This window comes from Halovenus carboxidivorans (assembly GCF_009831575.1).
Classification (GTDB): domain Archaea; phylum Halobacteriota; class Halobacteria; order Halobacteriales; family Haloarculaceae; genus Halovenus; species Halovenus carboxidivorans.
Genome location: NZ_WUUT01000002.1, coordinates 414,395 through 434,333 on the forward strand (window position 1 = coordinate 414,395; position 19,939 = coordinate 434,333).

At 66.0% G+C, this 19,939-nt stretch carries 17 protein-coding genes; 7 read left to right on the forward strand and 10 right to left on the reverse strand.

Annotated features, from left to right (window positions below):
• The first annotated feature begins 112 nt into the window (after positions 1 to 112).
• The gene (locus tag GRX03_RS07485; protein ID WP_159763574.1) at positions 113 to 1,036 is read left to right on the forward strand and encodes a thiamine-phosphate synthase family protein; all 924 of its coding nucleotides are present in this window, start codon (positions 113 to 115) and stop codon (positions 1,034 to 1,036) included.
• Here the strand turns inward: GRX03_RS07485 and GRX03_RS07490 are convergent.
• From GRX03_RS07490 to GRX03_RS07500, 3 genes are all read right to left on the reverse strand, one after another.
• Positions 1,033 to 1,674, reverse strand: a complete 642-nt coding sequence (locus GRX03_RS07490; RefSeq protein ID WP_159763575.1) for a chemotaxis protein CheC — start codon at positions 1,672 to 1,674, stop codon at positions 1,033 to 1,035. The two genes, GRX03_RS07485 and GRX03_RS07490, sit on opposite strands and share 4 nt — an antisense overlap.
• A 67-nt stretch (positions 1,675 to 1,741) precedes the next feature.
• On the reverse strand, positions 1,742 to 2,494 hold the full coding sequence (locus GRX03_RS07495; RefSeq protein ID WP_159763576.1) for a 4-phosphopantoate--beta-alanine ligase: 753 nt from the start codon (positions 2,492 to 2,494) through the stop codon (positions 1,742 to 1,744).
• Between the two features lie 43 nt (positions 2,495 to 2,537).
• Positions 2,538 to 3,380: a pantoate kinase gene (locus GRX03_RS07500; protein WP_159763577.1), complete on the reverse strand. Its 843-nt coding sequence runs from the start codon at positions 3,378 to 3,380 to the stop codon at positions 2,538 to 2,540.
• A 120-nt stretch (positions 3,381 to 3,500) separates the two neighbouring features.
• Here GRX03_RS07500 and GRX03_RS07505 point away from each other — a divergent pair, with 120 nt between their 5' ends.
• On the forward strand, positions 3,501 to 3,803 hold the full coding sequence (locus GRX03_RS07505; protein ID WP_159763578.1) for a DUF6290 family protein: 303 nt from the start codon (positions 3,501 to 3,503) through the stop codon (positions 3,801 to 3,803).
• A 1-nt stretch (position 3,804) separates the two neighbouring features.
• A complete protein-coding gene (locus GRX03_RS07510; protein WP_159763579.1) occupies positions 3,805 to 4,314 on the forward strand; it encodes a PIN domain-containing protein in 510 nt (169 codons plus the stop codon).
• Here GRX03_RS07510 and menE read toward each other — a convergent pair whose 3' ends face one another.
• The 6 genes from menE to GRX03_RS07540 form a co-directional block, all read right to left on the reverse strand.
• Positions 4,315 to 5,820, reverse strand: a complete 1,506-nt coding sequence (gene menE / locus GRX03_RS07515) for an o-succinylbenzoate--CoA ligase (RefSeq protein WP_159763580.1) — start codon at positions 5,818 to 5,820, stop codon at positions 4,315 to 4,317.
• Between the two features lies 1 nt (position 5,821).
• Positions 5,822 to 6,853, reverse strand: coding sequence for an o-succinylbenzoate synthase (gene menC / locus GRX03_RS07520; protein ID WP_159763581.1), 1,032 nt, complete (start codon positions 6,851 to 6,853; stop codon positions 5,822 to 5,824).
• Between the two features lies 1 nt (position 6,854).
• Positions 6,855 to 7,808: a 1,4-dihydroxy-2-naphthoate polyprenyltransferase gene (locus GRX03_RS07525; RefSeq protein WP_159763582.1), complete on the reverse strand. Its 954-nt coding sequence runs from the start codon at positions 7,806 to 7,808 to the stop codon at positions 6,855 to 6,857.
• Between the two features lie 75 nt (positions 7,809 to 7,883).
• The gene (locus tag GRX03_RS07530) at positions 7,884 to 8,798 is read right to left on the reverse strand and encodes a segregation and condensation protein A (RefSeq protein WP_159763583.1); all 915 of its coding nucleotides are present in this window, start codon (positions 8,796 to 8,798) and stop codon (positions 7,884 to 7,886) included.
• Positions 8,799 to 8,876: 78 nt separating this feature from the next.
• Positions 8,877 to 12,449, reverse strand: coding sequence for a chromosome segregation protein SMC (smc, locus tag GRX03_RS07535; RefSeq protein WP_159763584.1), 3,573 nt, complete (start codon positions 12,447 to 12,449; stop codon positions 8,877 to 8,879).
• A gap of 21 nt (positions 12,450 to 12,470) precedes the next feature.
• Complete coding sequence (locus GRX03_RS07540) at positions 12,471 to 12,812, reverse strand: DUF7518 family protein (RefSeq protein WP_159763585.1); 342 nt, start codon at positions 12,810 to 12,812, stop codon at positions 12,471 to 12,473.
• 119 nt (positions 12,813 to 12,931) lie between these two features.
• On the opposite strand from GRX03_RS07540, the gene gatB reads away from it, so the two are divergent.
• Positions 12,932 to 14,413: an Asp-tRNA(Asn)/Glu-tRNA(Gln) amidotransferase subunit GatB gene (gene gatB, locus GRX03_RS07545; protein ID WP_159763586.1), complete on the forward strand. Its 1,482-nt coding sequence runs from the start codon at positions 12,932 to 12,934 to the stop codon at positions 14,411 to 14,413.
• Positions 14,414 to 14,442: 29 nt separating this feature from the next.
• A complete protein-coding gene (locus tag GRX03_RS07550; RefSeq protein WP_159763587.1) occupies positions 14,443 to 15,210 on the forward strand; it encodes a class I SAM-dependent methyltransferase in 768 nt (255 codons plus the stop codon).
• Here the strand turns inward: GRX03_RS07550 and GRX03_RS07555 are convergent.
• Positions 15,207 to 15,827 (reverse strand): class I SAM-dependent methyltransferase, encoded by a 621-nt coding sequence (locus GRX03_RS07555; protein ID WP_159763588.1) that lies wholly within the window; start codon positions 15,825 to 15,827, stop codon positions 15,207 to 15,209. The genes GRX03_RS07550 and GRX03_RS07555 overlap by 4 nt on opposite strands.
• Before the next feature lie 161 nt (positions 15,828 to 15,988).
• Here GRX03_RS07555 and GRX03_RS07560 point away from each other — a divergent pair, with 161 nt between their 5' ends.
• Together GRX03_RS07560 and aspS are read left to right on the forward strand one after the other, a co-directional pair.
• On the forward strand, positions 15,989 to 18,472 hold the full coding sequence (locus GRX03_RS07560; protein ID WP_368278161.1) for a DNA topoisomerase I: 2,484 nt from the start codon (positions 15,989 to 15,991) through the stop codon (positions 18,470 to 18,472).
• A gap of 77 nt (positions 18,473 to 18,549) precedes the next feature.
• Positions 18,550 to 19,854 (forward strand): aspartate--tRNA(Asn) ligase, encoded by a 1,305-nt coding sequence (aspS, locus tag GRX03_RS07565; RefSeq protein WP_159763589.1) that lies wholly within the window; start codon positions 18,550 to 18,552, stop codon positions 19,852 to 19,854.
• Positions 19,855 to 19,939 lie beyond the last annotated feature (85 nt).

The window sequence follows — 19,939 nt, forward strand, 5'->3', positions numbered from 1 at the left end:
GTGTTAGTAGCCGGTGGTGTTATCACTTTCGTTATCATTGATCTGTACAACCGGCTGATACCCCGACCGGCGAGAGACCGAGACTTATACTGGTTCACGCCGAAGGAGGGGTATGTCGTTGCAGCTCCCGAGCGAAATCGTCGTCGAGCGGTTTCTCCCCACCGTCCGGGCGATGCTGGCGGCCGAGTTGAACGAGCGCGGACTGACCCAGCAGGAAATCGCCGACGAGTTAGGCGTCAGTCAGGCCGCGGTCAGTCAGTACGTCCGGGGTGATGTCACCGTCGAACAGCGATTTGCGGAAGACGAGCGGCTCCGGTCGGCCGTCGATCGGATCGCCGCCGGCCTCGCGACGGACTCGATGGACAGCTACGAGGCCTTGGGAGAGCTGTTGGCCGTCATCCGGGCTTTCGAGGACCGCGGTCCGATCTGTGCCGTCCACGAGGAGGAGATGCCCGAACTGGCTGGGATGGGCTGTGATCTGTGCGTTCGGGGTGTCGACGATACGGTCGAACAGGAGCGCTCGGCGCTGGCTGCGGTCCGTCGGAGCGCCAGGCAACTCGCCAACACCCCGGGGATTGCGGAGCTGATTCCCAACGTCGGGACGAACATCGGAACGGCGATTCCCGGGGCGACCGACGAGACCGACGTGGCGGCGGTCCCAGGCCGGCTACAGACGGTCGGGTCGCGCGTGCTCGTCCCCGCCGACCCCGAGTTCGGCGCGTCGAAGCGAGTCGCCTCGACGATCCTCGCCGCGATGTCGATCGAACCCGATCTGCGGGGGGCGATCAACCTCGCGACGGTCGACGCCGTGCTCGATGCCGCCCGCGAACTCGGCTACGAACCCATGGTGTTCGACGCGGCGTACGAGAATCGGGAGTCACGGCTCCGCGAGGCGTTCCGACAGCGCGGGTCGGTTCCCAGAGTCATCTACCACGAGGGCGCGTTCGGGATCGAACCGATCACGTACGTGTTCGGCGAGACAGCAACGGAAGCGACGGCGCGACTGCTCGAACTACAGGAACAGATCGACAGCTAGTTGACGAAATTCTCGTCCGGGACCACGTCTTCCTCGACGTCGGTGTCGAGGTCGATCCCCTGGACGAGTTCGACGAGATCCCGGACCTGCGGGAACGTGTAGACAGTCAGGTCGACGTCGGCGTCGGCGGTCGTGATCTGCGAGTCGAGGACGAACACGATCTCCTCGTCGGGCCAGCCGCCCATCTTCTCGATGATCTTGTGGCTCGGGCCGTAGCTGAACGTCGGTGTCCCCATGTTGATCGTCGTATCGAGGACGTTCGCCCAGCCGTCGATGTAGCCCGAGGTCATGATGTTGCCGATCTCCTGGATGGCGGAGCGCTCCATGTCGCTGAAGCCGTTCTCGGCCGAGGAGTCGCCCGGCACCATCGACCGGGCGAGCTGTTTGCTGTCCACAGGATCGAGCAAGAAGAGCACGTAGCCGTACGGCGGCTCGGTCAGTTCGACGAAGATCCCGACGGCTTCCTCCTCCCCCAGGTGGGTCTTCACGTCGTCCATGTGGAGGAGGTTGATCTTCGCCACCTCGATTTCGGCGTCCATCCCCGACATCTGACTCAGGCTGTCGGCGACCTGCCGGGACCCCTCCTTGGAGACCCGGTTAAAGATCTCTAATTTCCGCACGTCGACCTTGAGACTCATATCACGTATATTGATGTCGCCCTGTGTAAATTCTCCGCTTACCTGCCGAACAAAAAATCCGGACGAGTCAGCCGTCGAGATCCCCGCCCCGGATCGCTCGTTCGGCGGCGACCAGCGTCTCCTCGGGATCGAACTCCTCGATGATCTCTGCGAGGTCGTCGTCCGCGGCGCCCGCTAACTCGCGGGCGTGAGCGGTCATGTTCGGCACCGCCCGGATGATGTTGTCGACGACGGGGACGGCGGCCGATTGCGCCGAACGCGAGAGGGGGTTGAGGTCGATCACGATCTCTGTTTTCCCCATCTCGGCGAGGGCCTCGGCACGGTCGCCGTCCTCCAGCGGGACGAGGACGACGTCCGCGCTACCGATCCCGTCGGCGTCGACTTTCGCTCGCTCGTGATCCAGCCCTGGAATTCGGCCGTCGGCTTCGAGCCCCTTGATCTCCGTGCCGCCGTGGTCGCGGAGATGGTCGGCGATCCGCTCCATGCGCTCTCTGGTCCGGTTGAACAGGTTGACCTCGATGTCGGCGCCGGTCGCTTCGGCGAGGTCGACGATCTCCCCCGGGACCAGCGCGGCGACGTTACCGTTGACCGACAGCACCGCGTGGTCGGCGGCGAGCAGTTGGGCCGCCGCGACGCGTTCGGCCGCGTCGGCGCTCGGGATCGTTTCCTCGCCGAGCAGGTAGTCGAAGGCCTCTCCCCGGCCCTGGGCGATCAGCCCCTGCTGGCTCGTGATTCCCTTCTCGACGCCCGCCTCGATACGGTGTCGAGTCAGCAGCGACTCGTATCGAGGGTGACTCTCCGGGATATCGATCTCCGTCATACAGACGATTCCGGGCAAACCCTCGAAAACGCATCGATTCTCGCTACGGGTCGGGCGCGGGTTCGAGCGTCGCTCCGCCGGGATGGATCGCCGCTACCTCGGGATCGTACCCCGCCGCCGAGAGGCCGTCGTCGAGTGCGAACACCGTCTGTCCGAGCATCGCCATCGCCGCGGTGCCGCCGGCTTCGGTCACGTCCTCGATCACCCGTCGGACCTCCTCGGTGAGCAGCCCCGATTCCCGGGAGAACCGACGTGAAGCCCGCATGAACGTCTCCAACGTCGGTTCCCCGACGACCGTCGACAGCGCCTGCTTGCCGGCCTCGGTCAGCGCGTCGGTGTCGCCGCCGAGCACCTCCGGCGTTTCGAGTTCGCCGAGGACGTGGTACTCGATCCGGCGGCGGGCCGGAATCTCGTCGAGGTCGTTGTCCTGGGGACCACCCGGCTCTAGTCTGATCGGAACACCGCCCCGGGCCTGCGCGACGACATCGCCCAGTCCGGTTCCGGCCTGGACTTCCGCGCCGTGTGCAATCGTGACGAGTTCGTTCACCGAGAGCCGCCGGTCGAAGGCCTCGTTGACCGACAGCGCCGCGCCCAGCGCCATCCCGCCCGAGACGCCGAACCCGGAGCCGAGCGGAAGGTCTGTAACGCCGCGGATCTCCGCCGGCGCTTCGAGCGCGTCCAGAACCCGGTCGACGGCCTCCATCTCGACCGGGTCGCCGTTGAGGACGGCTCGGGGCTCCTCGGCCGGACGGGCGGTGACGGTCACCCCCTCCGTCAGCGCGAGTCCCCCCCCGCGCGAGCCCGCCTTCGTCGGATCTGGATCCGGGTTGCTGGTGAAAAACCCGGTGATGTGTCCCGGCACGAATGCCTGCGCCACGTTCGTCATGGGGAGCATTCAGCGAGCCAGCGGCTTAACGGTGATTGTCTGCGGAGCCGCCCGGATCTGTTCGCTCGCCGTCTCGTACCCCGTCGCTTATGTGTGTTTGCGCTGCATTGCTGTGTATACATGCCAACGGTAAGCGTTCGGATCCCCGAGGAGGAGAAAGAAGAACTGGACGAGGTCGCCGAACTGCTCGAACAGGACCGGAGCACGACGATGCGGCAGGCGATTCGCGAGGGCGTCGAGACGCTCCGGACCCGCCACGCCGTCGAGCGATACCAGAGCGGCGAGGTCTCGATCAACGAGGCCGCCCGGTTGGCCGGCGTCTCGATCGCCGAGTGGCTCGAACTGGCGCAGGATCGGGGGCTGACGACTCAACTCGACGAGACCGATCTCACCTTCGACGCCGAGCGGGCGGGTGAGCTGTGAGATGGTCGTGTACGTCGACGCGACGCCGCTGTACGACCTGGGACAGATCGGGGAACTCGACTTGCTCCGGGTCTTCGAGACCGACCCCGTGATCCCGCAGGCGGTCGTCGAGGAGATCACCGTCGAACCGGCCGCCACGAACCTCGGCCGGTTCATCGAGGAACACGAAATCGAGACAGATCCGGACACCGCGGAGTGGATCGACGACGCGAAGGGGCTGTTAGACGAATCCGAGACGACCAGCGACGTCGTGCTCGTCGCCTGTCTGCTCGGGGCCCGTGACCGGGAGGGACCGGCCGCGCTCGTCTCCGACGACCGGCGGTTGCGCGCCGTCGCAGAGGGACTCGGCGCGACGGTCACCGGCACCTTCGGCGTGACGACCCGGGCGGCGGTCGACAGCAAGTACTTCCCGGCGACACAGGCCAAACGCGTGATTCGCCGCACCGACCACCACGGCGTCCAGATGACCGGGCGGTTGCGCGAGCGAGCGATCGGCGAGGTCGACGGGTAGTCACTCGAACAACTCCCGGAGACGCTCCCGCTCGACGGTGCCGGACTGGGTGCGCGGCAGCGACTCGACGAAACGGATCCGCCGCGGAATCTTGTAATCCGCCAACCGCTCGCGGCAGTGCCGTTCGACCTGCTCGCGCAGTTCTCGATCCGACTCGTGGGACCCGCTCGGGACGATGGCCGCCGCGACCTGCTCGCCCCACTCCTCGTCCTCGATTCCGACGACGGCAACGTCCGCGACGGCCGAGAGGTCGCGGATCGCTTCGGCGACGGTCGCCGGTGCGACCAGTTCGCCGCCGGTGATGATCGTCTCGTCCAGCCGCCCGAGGATCCACAGTCGTCCATCCTCGTCGCAGGTGCCGAGGTCGCCGGTGTGCAATCCGAGCGACGAGGTCGCCTCGGCCGTCCGCTCGGGATCGAGATACCCCGGCGTGACCGTCGGCCCCGAGACGACGACCTCGCCGCGCCCACCCGGGTCGACCGGGTCACCGTCGGGGTCGACGACGGCGACGGAGGTCCCGTACAGCGGCTGGCCGACCGTGCCGGGATGGTCGCGGTGCTCTGCCGGCCGCGCCGTCGCCACCTGCGAAGCCGTCTCCGTCATCCCGTAGGTCGGATAGACCGGAACCCCGGCGTCGGCCGCCCGGTCGAGCAGCGACTCCGACGCCGGCGCACCGCCGAGCAGCACGGTTCGCAACTCCGGCGCGGAGAAACCCACGTCGAGCAACCGACCGAGTTGCGTCGGGACGAGGGAGACCCCGGTAATTCCATCCTCGTTCAGCACGGCGGCGGTCGCCTCGGCGTCGAACGCGGGCTGGAGGACCAGTGTGGTCCCGTACAGCGCAGAGCGGAAGACGGGAGCCAGTCCGCCCATGTGGTACATCGGCAGACAACAGAGCCACCGGTCGGTCGGCGTGACACCCAGTCGGAACGCCGACGCGACCGCGCTCGCGGTCAGATTCCCGACCGTGAGCCTGACACCTTTCGGCTCGCCGGTGGTTCCGGAGGTGAACAGGACGAGGGCGGTATCGTCGGGGGCGTGAGGGGTCGCCGTCGGCTTCGATGCCGGCGACGGGAGCGGGCGAAACGACGGACTTCCGGGGTCGTCGACGCTGAGATACGCCGGCTCGCGGGCGGGTGATCGCCGCCGCTCGGCCTCGACGAGCAGTTGCTCGGTCTCCTGCCCGCAGAGCAGGAGATCCGGCTCCACCCTGTCGATCCGCGTCGCCAGTTCCGCCTCCGACAGGCGGGTGTTCAGCGGGATCAACTCCCAGCCCAGTCGGAGTGCGGCGTGGGTGACACACACGAAGGGTACCCCGGTCGGCAGCGCGACAGCGAGGCGTGGATCCGGTCGGTCGGTCCCGACGGAGTCGAGCGCGGCGGCCATCTCGGTGACCGCGGTATCGAGTTCTCGGTACGTCAACTGTTCGTCGCCTTCGGCCGCCGAGAGAGCGATCCGGTCGGGCGTCGCGTCGGCGCGCGTCCGGAGCAGATCGGTCCCGAACATCTCAGATCGGCGGCTCCTCGATGCCGAGACCGGGCCGCTGGGGGACGGTGATCGCACCGTCGGCCACCGGAGCGGGGTCCCGAGCGAGGTCGGTCGCGAGTCGTTCGCCGGTCGCCAGCCCGCAGGCGCGGACATCCGGGATGGACGCGGCGACGTGGACCGCCCCGACCCGGGCGACGACGGCGTCGATCGTCGTCGAGACGACGGGATCGATTCCGGCTTCGCGACAGTCCTGAGCGGCTTCGACCGCCCGGTCCGGCCCGCCCAGCACCATCGGCTTGAGCACGATCACGTCCGCGGCGTCCGCGGAGATAATGTCGGCGACGCTGTGGGTGGCGAGCGATTCGTCCAGGGCGATATCGACGCCGCTGCCCCGGAGGCTGGCTGTCGAACTCAGTTCGGCGGTCGGCAGTGGTTGTTCGACGTAGGCGACATCGAGGGCCGCGAGCGCGTCGATGGCCTCGCTCGCCTGGTCGACGGTCCAGGCGCCGTTGGCGTCGACGCGGAGTTCGACGCCGTCACCGACGGCGTTGCGAACGGCCCTGATTCGCTCGATGTCCTCCTCGATGCCGTTGGTCCCGACCTTGATCTTCACCGCGGGGTAGCCGTCGTCGACGGCGGCGCGCGCCCGCTTCGCGAGCGCCTCCGGTTCGTCCGCACCGAGAGTGACGTTGACCGGGACCGACTCGACGGTCCGGTCTGCGTCGCCGAGTGAGCGATACAGCGGCTGATCCCGCGAGATCGCGCGACCCTCGGCGAGCGCCAGCGAGAGGCCGTGACGGGCCGCCGGGGCTTCGAGTTTCCCGAGCGCGATACCCCAGTCGAGTTCCTCTGCCACGCGCTCGGCCTGGGCCAGTCCCTCGCGGCACTCCTCGTAGGATTCAGTCCAGCCGACCAGCGGCGTCGCCTCCCCGAGTCCGCTCAATCCCTCGGTCTCGACGCGCACCAGAAAGCCCTCTCGGGCGTCGATTGTCCCTCGGGCCGTCTCCAGTGGCGAAGCGAGACGAACGCTGAACTGCTGTGTGTCGAGCATCTCAGATCACCACCGGTGCGGTCAGCCCCGCCGCCAGCAACAGGGCGTAGACGGCGAGTAACTGTCCAGTCCGTTCGAGGGCGGGATTGAGGGCGCTGCCGTCCCGTTCGGTCACGACCACGCGGGCGACCGACACCGCCAGCGGGAGCGAGAGGGTCGGCGCGAGCGCGGCCGGGTGGTAGCCGAACTGCGCCCACAGCACGACCGGAACGGCGTACGCCGCGGCCAGCAAGCCGCAGAACTCGACGCGTGAGAGGCGGTAGCCGAGCAACACCGCGAGCGTTCGCTTGCCCGCGGCCGCGTCGGTCTCGCGGTCGCGAATGTTGTTCACCACCAGGATGCAGGTCGCGAGCGCGCCGGCCGCGACCCCGGCGAGGACCGACTCCGGCGTGACCGTCCACCCGGGTATCGCCACCACGAGCGGATCGATACCGAGGGCCGTGACCGCCTGCACGTAGTAGGTTCCGGTGACGGCGACGACCCCGAAGTAGACGAACACGAACAGATCACCGAGTCCGTAGTAGCCGTAGGGATACGGACCGCCCGTGTAGAGGATGCCGGCGACGATGCTGGACAGCCCGACGACCAGGATCGGGAGGCCGCCGACGTACACCAGATAGAGCCCGACCACGAGCGACAAGACGTAGGTCGCGATCATCGCGCGTTTGACTTCCGGGGGATCGATCAACCCGCCGGCGGTCACGCGGGTGAAGCCTTCGCGGTCCTCGGTATCGGCGCCGTTGACCGCGTCGTAGTAGTCGTTCGCGAAGTTCGTCCCGATCTGGATCAACAGCGCACCGACGAGTGCTGCGACTGCCGGAAGCGGCGCGAACACGCCGTCCGCGACCGCAAGCGCCACGCCGATAACCACTGGTGCCCCGCCCGCCGGCAGCGTCTGCGGCCGGGCCGCCATCAGCCAGGCCTGCCGCCGGGTCACGTCCGCAGTCGCTGTCATTGCTGTTTCGTACGGGCGGGAGACTCAAAGCAACTATGGTTGGATGACAGTACTGACTCGTTTCGTCCGGCGGAATTAGTCCGCGGCCACTTCGCCCGACCCGGTCACGGCGTTTGGGTCCTGCACCCAGAGGTCGCCGAAGAGGTCGTCCTGCTGGAGGCGGACCTGACCGCGATGGGAGAGGAACAACAGCCCGAGGTACGTGCTGATCCGCGACCCGCCAGCGGTTTCGATCTCCCTGAACAGTACCTCCGTCCGGCCCTGCTCGTACTGCTCTCGGACGGCCGCGTGCACGCCGTCGATGATCTCGTCGATATCCTCGCCGTGGGTCTTGCCGGTGACCTCTTCCTCCGTGGGTTCGTCGTCCATGCGGAACTGGTCGCCGGAACGGTAATCCAACTCCTGTGTGCCCTGCTGGCGGCGCTGCGGGGAGTCGCTGGTGTCGTACTCTCTTGACTCCTTCCACCAGCGGTCCCGTTCCGCTTCCCGGAGGTCCCGGACCAACTCCTCGAGCGTCTGGGGCGTCCCGCGAGCGCGTTTCCGCTCCAATCGGCGGTCGATTTCGGCCTCGAGCGTCGCGAACGGATCCGGCTCCTCGAACCCACCCTCGGCCTCCATCGCCTGCTCCCACGGCTCTCGCTCGGGTTCGTCGTCGTCCTCCTCGAGCATCGCGTCGCTTTTCATCCGCAGGAGAACGCTCGCGTAAAACAGCGCCCGGCCGGAGGTGCGGAGATCAGCCTCGTCGAGTCTGTCGAGGAACTTGTCGGTCACCTCGACGATGTCGATATCCCACGGGTCGATCTCGCCGTCTTTGGCCAACTGCACGAGCACCTCGACCGGTTCGATCTCCTCGTCGTCCGCGTCCTCTGCTTCCGGCTCAGCGTCGCCGGAGACGACACTTCCCGCCCCGGGGCGGTCGTCGGCGCTCTCGTCGGGGCGGTCACGATCCTCGTGACCGGTGATGTCGAGCGGAATCTCCTCGTCTGTCATCGATGAACACCTCGCTCGCGGAAACCGACCTGCGTTGCTGGCCGTTCTGACTCCCCCGCAATAGCTCTTCTGGCGGAGTCAGTCATCGGCGGCCACCTCCGGCCCGTCGGAGAGATCGATCCCCGTCACGGCCGAGATGTTGTCGTCCTGCATCGTCACGCCGATGGCCCGCTCGGAGCGATCCAGCATCGCCGAGCGGTGCGAGACGACGACGAACTGCGCCTCCCCGGCGAGTTCGTCGACCATCTCGCCGACGAGTTCGGCGTTGGCCGCGTCGAGGAAGGCGTCGACCTCGTCCAGCGCGTAGAACGGCGCTGGGTTGTGCCGCTGGATGGCGAAGATGAACGCCAGCGCCGTCAGTGACTTCTCGCCGCCGCTCATCGCGTTGAGCCGCTGGATCGGCTTGTCCCCCGGCTGTGCCTTCATCGTCAGACCGCCGTCGAACGGATCCTCTTCGTTTTCGAGGTGGAGCCGGCCCGTGCCGTCCGAGAGCCGCTCGAAGATATCGCGGAACTGCTCGTCGATCGCCTCGAAGGAGTCCATGAACGTCTCGCGTTTCCGGTCCTCGTAGGTCTGGATCCGGTCGCGGATCCCGTCGGCCTCCTCGACGAGCGTCTCGCGTTTGTCCTGCAGTTCGTCGAGTTCCTCGCTGACCCGGTCGTACTCCTCGATTGCGAGCATGTTCACGGGTTCGAGCGCCTCCATCTCGCCCTCCAGCCTGTCGATCTCGGCCTCGACGGTCTCGTGGTCGGGAATCTCCTCGGGGTCGTACTCCCCGACCTTCGCTTCGAGTTCGTCGATCTCCCACCCGAGGCGCTCGCGCTCGTCGCGCAGTTCCGCGAGGTCGTCCTCGACCGAATCGACCGCGTCCTGCGCCTCGTCGCGTTTCCGCTTGGCCTCGCTCAACCGCTCGCGGAGCCTCTCGCGTTCGTCTTTCAGTTCGGCCAGTTCCGATTCGAGTTCGGCGACCTCCTCCTCTTTGGCTTCGAGTTCGGCCTCCTTGTCCTCGATAGTCGCCTCGAACTGCTCGATCTCCTCTTCGGCTTCTTCCTTGCGCTTCTGGGCGGCCTCGATATCGTCGTGGAGGTCCTCGATGGCGTCCTCGGCGTACTCCTTTTCGAGGGTCAGTTCGTTGAGTTCGGCGTCGAGTTCGTCCTGACGGGTCTCCAGATCGTCGATATCCTCGCGGATAGACTCCGCCTCGGCAGTGAGTTCGGGGAGTTTCGAGTCTTCGACCTCCGCCTCGAGGTCGTCGATCATCTCCTGAATCTCGGCGATCGTCTCGTTCTGGGCGGCGATCTCGGCTTCGAGTTCGTCCATTCGCTCGGAGACTTCCTCGCGTTCGGCCTCGATGTCGGCCAGTTCCGACTCCAGCCGGTCGATACGGGCCTCGGTCTCCCCGATCTGGCTCCGGCGTTTCTCGATCTCGCTTTCGATCTCGCGGACCTGCTCGTTGGCGTCGCTCTCCCGGTCGCGGGCGTCTTCGAGCCTGCTCTCCACGTCGCGGATCTCCTCGCGGATCTCCCGGCGCTGTTCTTCCAGATCGTTGATCTTCGCCGCAACCCGTTCCAGTTTGCCGTCGCTGCCCTCGAAGGAGTACCGGGAGCCGCTTTTCGAGCCGCCGGTCATCGCGCCGGATTTCTCGACGAGGTCGCCGTCCAGCGTGACGATCCGGTAGCTGCCCATGAGTTCCCGGGCCGTCTCGATGTCCTCGACGACCAGCGTATCGCCCAGCACGTAGGAGAACACGCCGGCGTACTCGGGGTCGAAGTCGACGAGGTTGTACGCGAAGTCGATCACGCCCTCGCGGTCCGGCGGCGACGACAGCGACCGGTTCTGCATGTCGGTGATCGGGAGGAAGGTTGCGCGGCCGGCGTTGCGGGACTTGAGGTACTCGATACAGCGCTGGCCGACCTGATCGTCGTCGACGACGACGTTGGCGAGGCGGCCGCCGGCGGCGGTCTCACAGGCCGTGGCGTACCGCCCCGAGACGCTGCCGAGTTGGGCGACCGCGCCGTGGACGCCGTCGATGTCGGCGTCGAGAATCGTCGTCACGGCACGTCCGTAGGAGCTGTCGCCGGACTGGCTGGCCTTGGCTTCCAGTTCGGCGTACTCCTGCTGTGCGGCGTTCAGATCGTCCTCAACGTCGTCGAGTTGCTCCTGTAGCTCGCGTTTCTCCGCGCGGAGGTCGTCGACGACCTCGGCGATGGTCTCCTGGTTCTGTTCGGCCTTCTCGAGTTCGAGTTCGAGGTCGTCGATCTCCGCCTCGATGTCGGGAATCGTCGCCTCCGCCTCCTCGATTTCGGCCTCCAGTTCCTCCTGCTCTTTCGAGCGGCGCCGCGCCTCGTCGAGCAGGCGATCCTGCTCGCGCTGGAGCTCGTTTTTCTCGGCTTTGGCCTCCTCCAGCTGTTCCTTCTGGGTCTGGAGGCGGTCTTTGACCTCCTCGAACTCCTGGCCGATCTCGTCGATCTCGGCCTCGACGGATTCGAGGGTGGCCTCTTTCTCCTGGATGTCGGCCGCTATCGAGGATTTTGACACCTTGAGCTCCCGGATGTCGCCTTCGAGTTCGTCGATCGTCTCCTGTTTCCGGTCGATCTTGACGAAGGCCTGTCGGCGCTCGTTTTCGGCGTCCTCGACGCGCTGGTGGGCGCTGTCGATCTTGTCCTCCAGGCGGGAGATGTCGCCTTTGACCTCCTCGATCTCGCGTTTGATCTCCAACTGTTCGTCCTCGCCTTTCCGTTCGATCTCCTCGTTTAGCTCTTCGAGTTCCTCGTCGAGACGCATCACCTCGCCCTGGCGCTCGTCCAGGGTGGACTGCCGCTCCGAGAGCGTCGCTTCGAGGTCGTCGATCTCTTCCTCGACGCTGGCTTTCTGCTCGCGTTTGTCCTCCAGTTCGGCGGCGCGGCGGTACCCCTCGTAGGTCTCTTTCTCCTCGCGAAGCTCCTGGTACTGGAGCGCCGTGTCGCGTTCGTCTTCGAGTTGGTCGAGGCGCGTACTCTTCTCGTCGATGCGCAACTGGGCCTCCTCGATTCGCTCCTCGACGACTTCGAGTTCCTCGAAGGCGTCCTCCTTTTTCGCGTCGAACTCGGCGACGCCGGCGATTTCGTCGATGATCTTCCGGCGCGCGCCCGGCGTCATGTTGATGATCTCGGTCACGTCGCCCTGCATCACGACGTTGTACCCCTCCGGGGTGATGCCCGCCTGTGCGAGCAGATCCTGGATGTCCGAGAGGTTCACCGACCGGCCGTTGATGTAGTAGTAGGAGTAGTAGTTGTCCTCGGTCTCTTTGACCCGGCGCTTGATGCTCACTTCGTCGATGTCGCCAACGTCGTCCGTCCCGGCGGCGTTGACGATCTGTGAGCGTTCGAGCGTGCGGTCCTCGTTGTCGAGGATGACCTCGACGCTGGCCTCGCGTTCGCCCTCGAAGGAACTCCCTTCCTGGTGGCCGGGATTGTAGATCAGGTCCGTCAGTTTCTCGGCGCGGATACCCGACGTTCGGGCGAGGCCGAGCGCGAAGAGAACCGAGTCGATGACGTTGGATTTCCCCGAGCCGTTGGGGCCGGTAACCGTCGTGAAGTCCTCGTAAAACGGGATGCGGGTCTTCCGGCCGAAACTCTTGAAATTGTCAAGGACGAGTTCTTTGATGTGCATAGGCTGGGGGGAGACGAGTCCTCATGCGATGATGATGTCGCTGTCGGAGTCGTCCGTGTTGTTCTCGCTGTCGGCCCCCTCCGTTTTAGTTGCTTCGGCCTCCGTTTCCGCTGGAGATTCCGCGGCACCGAACGGTTCGCCGGTCTCGCCGTCGATCGTCTCTGCCCCGACAGAGGGCTCGGCGGTCTCGATGTCGTCTCCGCTCTCGGCGTCCTCCGAGCCGAATCCGATGTCCTCGTCGACTGCGTTCTCCAGTTCGCGGATGCGAACCTTGCACTCGACCAGTTCGTCGGTCAGCCCCTCGACGGAGGCTTCCAGTTCCTGCACGCGCGATTCGAGTTCTTCGACTCTGTTGGGGCACATACCAGCAGGGTGCCACTCCGTTCACATAAGCGTACGTCAGACAATCATTTTCCAGCCGACAGAAATCCACCCCCAGCCGTCCCAGAAGCCTTTAGCGGCCGGACGACGAACCGCGGGTAATGGCGCAAGTACAGGAACGGAGCGATCTCGCGGTGGTGATCGGGCTGGAGGTCCACGTCCAGCTCGAAACCGAGACGAAGATCTTCTGTGGCTGTTCGACCGAGCCCGCGGCGGAGCCGAACACCCGAACCTGTCCGGTCTGTCTCGGCCTGCCCGGGGCGCTACCGGTGCTCAACGAGGGCGCGGTCGAGGCGGCCGTCAAGGTCGGCAAGGCCATCGACGCGGATATCCCCGAGACGACGGAGTTCCACCGGAAGAACTACTACTACCCCGATCTCCCCAAGAACTTCCAGATCACGCAGTACGACTCGCCGATCTGTCAGGACGGCGAACTGGAGTGTACGGTCGAGGGCGAGCGCCGGACCATCGGCATCGAGCGCGCACACCTAGAGGAGGATCCCGGCAGTCTCGCCCACCAGGGCGGCTCGATCGACACCGCGGAGTACACCCTGGTCGATTACAACCGGGCGGGGACGCCGCTGATGGAGATCGTCACGGAGCCCGATTTCCGCGGGGCGGCGGAGGTCCGGGCCTTCCTCGCCAAACTGGAGGAGGTACTCGAATACCTCGGCGTCTTCGACCCGGAGCGCGACGGAAGCCTGCGGATCGACGCGAACCTCTCGGTCGTCGACGCCGACGAGATCGGGGCTGACGGCGAGATCGACGAGGCGGTGCTGGAAGGGGCAAACCGCACCGAGGTCAAGAACATCTCCAGTCACAAGGGCGCGGAGAAGGCCCTGGCCTACGAGGCCCAGCGGCAGAAAAACGCCGTCGAGCGCGGCCGGGAGGTCGAGCAGGAGACCCGACACTGGGACGAGTCCCGCGGGATCACCGTCTCGATGCGCTCGAAAGAGGAGGAGAAAGATTACCGCTACTTCCGGGAGGCGGACATCCCGCCGTTGCAGGTCTCGGACTGGAAGGAGGAGATCGAGATTCCGGAGCTACCGGATGCCCGCCGCGAGCGGTTCCAGTCGGAGTACGGCCTGAGCGAGGAGGCCGCCGACAAACTCACCAGCACGAAGCAGGTCGCGGACTTCTACGAGAGCGTCGCGGAGGCGTTCGATCCCGACCTGGCGGCGACGTGGGTCGCGGACGAACTGCTGGGCGAACTGAACTACCGCGACATGGCGATTACGGACATCGAGGAGCGGTTCGACGAGGTCGAGCGGCTGATCGAACTCGTCGACGACGAGGAGATCACGGTCAAAAACGCCCGCGAGACGGTGCTGCGGTCGATGCTCGACGACGGCGACGACCCGGATACCATCGTCGACCGGGAGGGTCTCGGCAAGACCAGCGGCGACGAGGTCCAGGCGGCTGTCGAGGAGGCAATCGAGGAGAACCCCGACGCTGTCGAGGACTACCACAGCGGCGAGGACGGGGCGATCAACTTCCTCGTCGGTCAGGTGATGCAGAAGACCGGCGGCAGTGCCGACCCCGGCGACGTGAACGGCCTGCTGCGAGAGGCCTTAGAGGAGTAGAGCGTGAGACCCGTCGAGAGAAACTGAGAATGGACGAGCAGAGTTGGCAGGCCGAGGACTACGACGGCGGCCACGAGTTCGTCTACGAGTACGGCGGCGACGTAGTGGACCTGCTCGATCCGCAACCCGGCGAACGGGTCCTCGATCTGGGATGCGGAACGGGCCACCTGAGCGCCGAAATCGACAGCCGCGGCGCGGAGGTCGTCGGTATCGACGCCGCGCCGGAGATGATCGAGCAGGCCAGAGCGAACTATCCGGACCTGGAGTTTCGGACCGTCGATGCCCGGGATTTGGACGCCGAGGGAGAGTTCGACGCCGTCTTCTCGAACGCGGCGCTGCACTGGATCCCCGACTCGGACCACGACACCGTACTTGAGCGCGTGCGCGACGCGCTGGCCACGGGAGGGCGATTCGTCGCCGAGATGGGCGGTAACGGCAACGTCGAACAGATCGCGGCGGCGGCACTCGAAGCGGTTCGAGCGCGGGGATACGAAGCCGACCACCCGTGGTACTTCCCCGCGCTCGGCGAGTACGCCAGTCGCGTCGAATCCCACGGGTTCGAGGTGACCCGGGCGGTGCTGTTCGACCGGCCGACCGAACTTGAGGAGGGTCCGGCGGGGCTGGCAAACTGGCTGGAGATGTTCGGTGACAGCATCTTCGCCCCGCTCGGGGCCGAGGAGCAGACGGCGGTGATCGAGGCGGTCGAAGACCGGCTTCGGGCGTCGATGTTCGATCCGGAGACGGAGACGTGGACCGCCGACTACCGCCGGTTACGGTTCGTCGCGCAGTGTCGTTAGCACTCTGTCGAGGGGTCCCAGCGGGACGGGTACTGCTGTTTCTGCCCGGTCGAGTTGCGGGCGAGGATGCGAGCGCTCGCCCGGCGTTTGTCCTCCGGCCGTCGCTCCGTCGTCGCGTCGTAGTGGATCACGGTGAGATCCAGACAGGCGTGCAGGAGTTCGTTCGCGCCGAACCGATAGCGGTCGGTGCTCGGCCCGGAAGGGGTCGGATCGGTCGACCGGAGGTGGTGTTCGACGAAGAGATACCCGCCGTCGGCGAGCGCCTCCTTGATGTCGGGAAACCGGTCGACAGCCCGGTAGAAACTGATCGTGACGAGGTCGTATCGGTCCGTCGGGAACTCGAAGGTCGGAATGTCGGCCTGGATCGGCTGGATGCGGTCGGCGACGCCCTCGTCGGCCGCGTTCTCGCGGGTGATCCTGAGTCCGGTCCGGGACTGATCGAGGGCGTCGACGGTGTAGCCTTCGGTGGCGAGAAAGACGGCGTTTCGGCCGGTGCCGGTCGCGACGTCCAGCGCCCGTCCGTCCGGCAGGTCCGGAAGGTACGCCCGGAGCATCGGAGACGGGTCGGGGTTGGTCGGGTACTCTCCGCTCTCGAACCGTTCGTCCCACGTCGTCATACCGGGGGTAGGTCGCCGAGACGAATAAAACCGGACCCGGGGTAGGACGGGTGGACCGTGTGCCCTCCCCCACCCATTCCGCGACAGCGGCGTCCGGGGGTACGAAAGGCTTTAGACTGTATCCAGCCGTACTATCCGTCAGCAATCGGGTGATTCTCGGAGTGAAGCTAATCATTACAGAGAAGGACAACGCGGCCCGGCGAATCGCGGAGATACTGAGCGACGGGACCGCGGAGGTCGACCGACACAACGGCGTCAACGTCTACCGGTGGGGGGACAAACGCGTGATCGGCCTCTCGGGACACGTCGTCGGGTTGGATTTCCCGGAGGAGTACGAGAACTGGCGCGACGTCCAGCCGGCGGAGTTGATCGACGCAGACATCGTCACGGAGCCGACCCAGAAGAACATCGTCACGACGCTGGATGCGCTCGCACGGAAGGCCGACGAGGCCGTCATCGCGACTGACTACGACCGCGAGGGCGAACTCATCGGGAAGGAGGCGTACGAACTCATCGAGGACGACATCGAGGGGCCGATCGAACGCGTTCGCTTCTCGTCGATCACGGACAACGAGGTCAAGGAGGCGTTTGCGAACCCCGACGACCTCGATTTCGATCTCGCGGCCGCGGGGGAAGCCAGACAGATTATCGATCTCATCTGGGGGGCCGCACTCACCCGCTTTCTCTCGCTTTCCGCACGCCAGTTGGGCGACGACTTCATCTCCGTCGGCCGGGTCCAGTCGCCCACGCTGAAACTGATCGTCGACCGGGAACGGGAGATTCAGGCGTTCGACCCCGAGACCTACTGGGAGCTGTTTGCCGACCTGGCGAAAAACGGAGAGCGCTTCGAGGCGCAGTACTTCTACGAGGACGACGACGGCACCGAGGCGGAACGAGTCTGGTCGGAAGGCGACGCCGAGGAGGTCTACGAGACTCTCGCAGGGGCGGACTCCGCCGGGGTCGAGTCGGTCAGTCGCCGGACGCGGACCGACAACCCGCCCGAGCCGTTCAACACGACAGCGTTCATCAGCGCCGCCGGGTCACTCGGCTACTCCGCACAGCGGGCGATGTCGATCGCCGAGGAGCTGTACACCGACGGCTACACCACCTACCCGCGGACCGACAACACCGTCTATCCCGAGGATCTCGACCCCGACGAGCTATTGGATTCGTTCACGGGGAGTCGGGAGTTCGGGTCGGACGCCGAGCAACTGCTCGCCGCCGAGGAGATCGAGCCGACCCGCGGCGACGAGGAGACGACCGATCACCCGCCCATCCACCCCACCGGGGAGTTACCCGCCCGAAGCGAGTTGAGCGACGACGAGTGGGAGATCTACGAGCTGATCGTCCGCCGGTTCTTCGCGACCGTCGCCGAGTCCGCGACCTGGGAGCATCTCCGCGTCGTCGCGGGCGTCGACGACGTGCGCCTGAAAGCGAACGGGAAGCGACTCGTCGAAGAGGGATATCACGCCGTCTACCCCTACAGCAGCACCAGCGAGAATCACGTGCCGGATGTCGAGGAGGGCGAACAGCTCTCGGTCACCGACGTGCGCCTCGACGAGAAGGAGACACAGCCGCCGCGGCGGTACGGCCAGTCCCGGCTGATCCAGAAGATGGAGGAGATGGGGATCGGAACAAAGTCGACGCGTCATCACACTGTCGAAAAGTTGTACGACCGCGGCTACTTAGAGGACGACCCGCCGCGACCGACCGCGCTGGCGGAGGCGGTGGTCAACGCCGCCGAGGAGTTCGCCGAGATGGTCGTCAGCGAGGAGATGACCGCCGAACTGGAGGCAGATATGACCGCCATCGCCGAGGGAGAAGCGACGCTGGAAGACGTGACCGACTCCTCCCGAGAGATGCTCGAAGCCGTCTTCGAGGAGCTACACGAGTCCCGGGAGGAGGTCGGCGAACACCTCCAGGAGTCGCTGAAGGCGGATCGACGGCTCGGGCCGTGTCCCGAGTGTGGGAGCGACCTGCTCGTTCGCCAGAGCCGGCAGGGGTCGTACTTCGTCGGCTGTGACGGCTTCCCGGACTGTCGGTTCACCCTTCCCCTGCCGAGCACCGGCGAGCCGCTGGTCCTCGAAGACACCTGCGACGAGCACCAGACTCACCACGTCAAGATGCTCGCCGGGCGGGACACGTTCGTCCACGGCTGTCCGCGGTGTGCGGCCGCCGAAGCCGACGAGAGCGAGGACCGCGTGATCGGGGCCTGTCCCGAATGCGGCGACGAGCACGACGGAGAGCTAGCGATCAAACAGCTCCGATCCGGCTCGCGGCTGGTCGGCTGTACCCGTTATCCCGACTGTGAGTACTCGCTGCCGCTGCCCCGTCGGGGAGATATCGAGGTGACCGACGAGTACTGTGACGAACACGGACTGCCGGAGCTACACGTCCACGACGGCGACGACCCCTGGGAGCTTGGCTGTCCCGTCTGCAACTACCAGGAGTACCAGGCCGAACAGGCCATCGACGACCTCGAAGACATCAGCGGAATCGGCGAGAAGACCGCCGAGAAACTGGCGGCGGTCGGCGTCGAGAGCCCCGACGACCTCGGGACGGTCGACCCCGACGAGATTGCGGACCGAGTGCAGGGCGTGACGACCGATCAGCTCGAAGACTGGCGACAGCAGCTCGCGGGTTGAGGGCTCCCGACGACGGGAGCCGTACGTTTCTCGAACAAAAGAGACCGACTTAAGTTACGCGGCCAGATAGTACGGGTATGGAATCGCGCACCCATGCAGCAGACGCGACGCCGGGCGACACCGTAACTGTCGCCGGGTGGGTACACGAGATCAGAGATCTCGGCGGTATCGCTTTCCTGATCGTCCGGGACAGCTCCGGCAAGATTCAGGTCAAATTCGAGAAAGACGAGATGGACGACGACCTCGTCGAGACCGGGCTGGACGTCCAGCGCGAGAGCGTCGTCACGGTGACGGGTGCCGTCGAGGAGGAGGAACGCGCCCCGACGGGCGTCGAGATCGTCCCCGATGAGATAGAGGTTCTCTCTGCCGCAGATCCGGAACTGCCGCTCGATCCCTCCGGCAAGGTCGACGCCGAACTCCCGACGCGACTCGACAACCGGACGCTCGATCTCCGCAAAGAGGAGGTGAAGGCCATCTTCGAGATCCGCGCAGAGATCCTCCGTTCGGTGCGAGAGGCCTTCCGCTCGCTGGGCTGTACGGAGATCAACACGCCGAAGATCGTCGCCACGGGGACGGAGGGCGGCACGGAGCTGTTCCCGATCACCTACTTCGGTCGGGAGGCCTTCATGAACCAGAGCCCACAGCTGTTCAAACAGCTGATGGTCGGCTCCGGGCTCGAACGGGTCTTCGAGATCGGTCCGATCTTCCGCGCCGAGGAACACAACACGCCGCGTCACCTCAACGAGGCGACCTCGATCGACTTCGAGTCCGCCTTCATCGACGAGTCCGGCGCGATGGACGCCTGTGAGGAGGTCGTCGTCTCCGCCTACGAGGGCGTCGCCGAGAACTGCCAGGAGGAACTCGAAGCGCTCGGCCTGGCGGAGGAGTTCACCGTCCCGGAGCGGGACTTCCCGCGGCTCACCTACCAGGAGGCGATCGAGCGGATCAATGCCACCGGCGAACTCGACGAACAGCTCGTCTGGGGCGACGATCTGCCGACCGAAGGCGAGCGTGCGCTCGGCGACGACGTGGGCCAGCACTACTTCATCACCGAGTGGCCCAGCGAGATCAAGCCGTTCTACATCAAGGACAACGAGGACGACGACGAGCTGTCGACCGGGTTCGACATGATGCACCCGTCGATGGAGCTGGTCTCCGGCGGGCAGCGCGAGCACCGCTACGACCATCTCGTCGAAGGCTTCGAGCAGCAGGGGCTCGATCCCGAGCAGTTCGACTACTACACGAAGATGTTCAAATACGGCATGCCGCCTCACGCCGGCTGGGGACTGGGCGGGGAACGGCTCGTGATGACGATGCTCGGGCTGGACAACATCCGCGAGGCCGTCCTCTTCCCGCGAGACCGGCAGCGGTTGAGTCCGTAGCGAGGGGCGCGAACGGAGTGAGCGGCCCTCGGCAAGGCGAGCGGGAACGGAGTGACACGCGAGCCGCGAAGACGTTGAGAGCCGG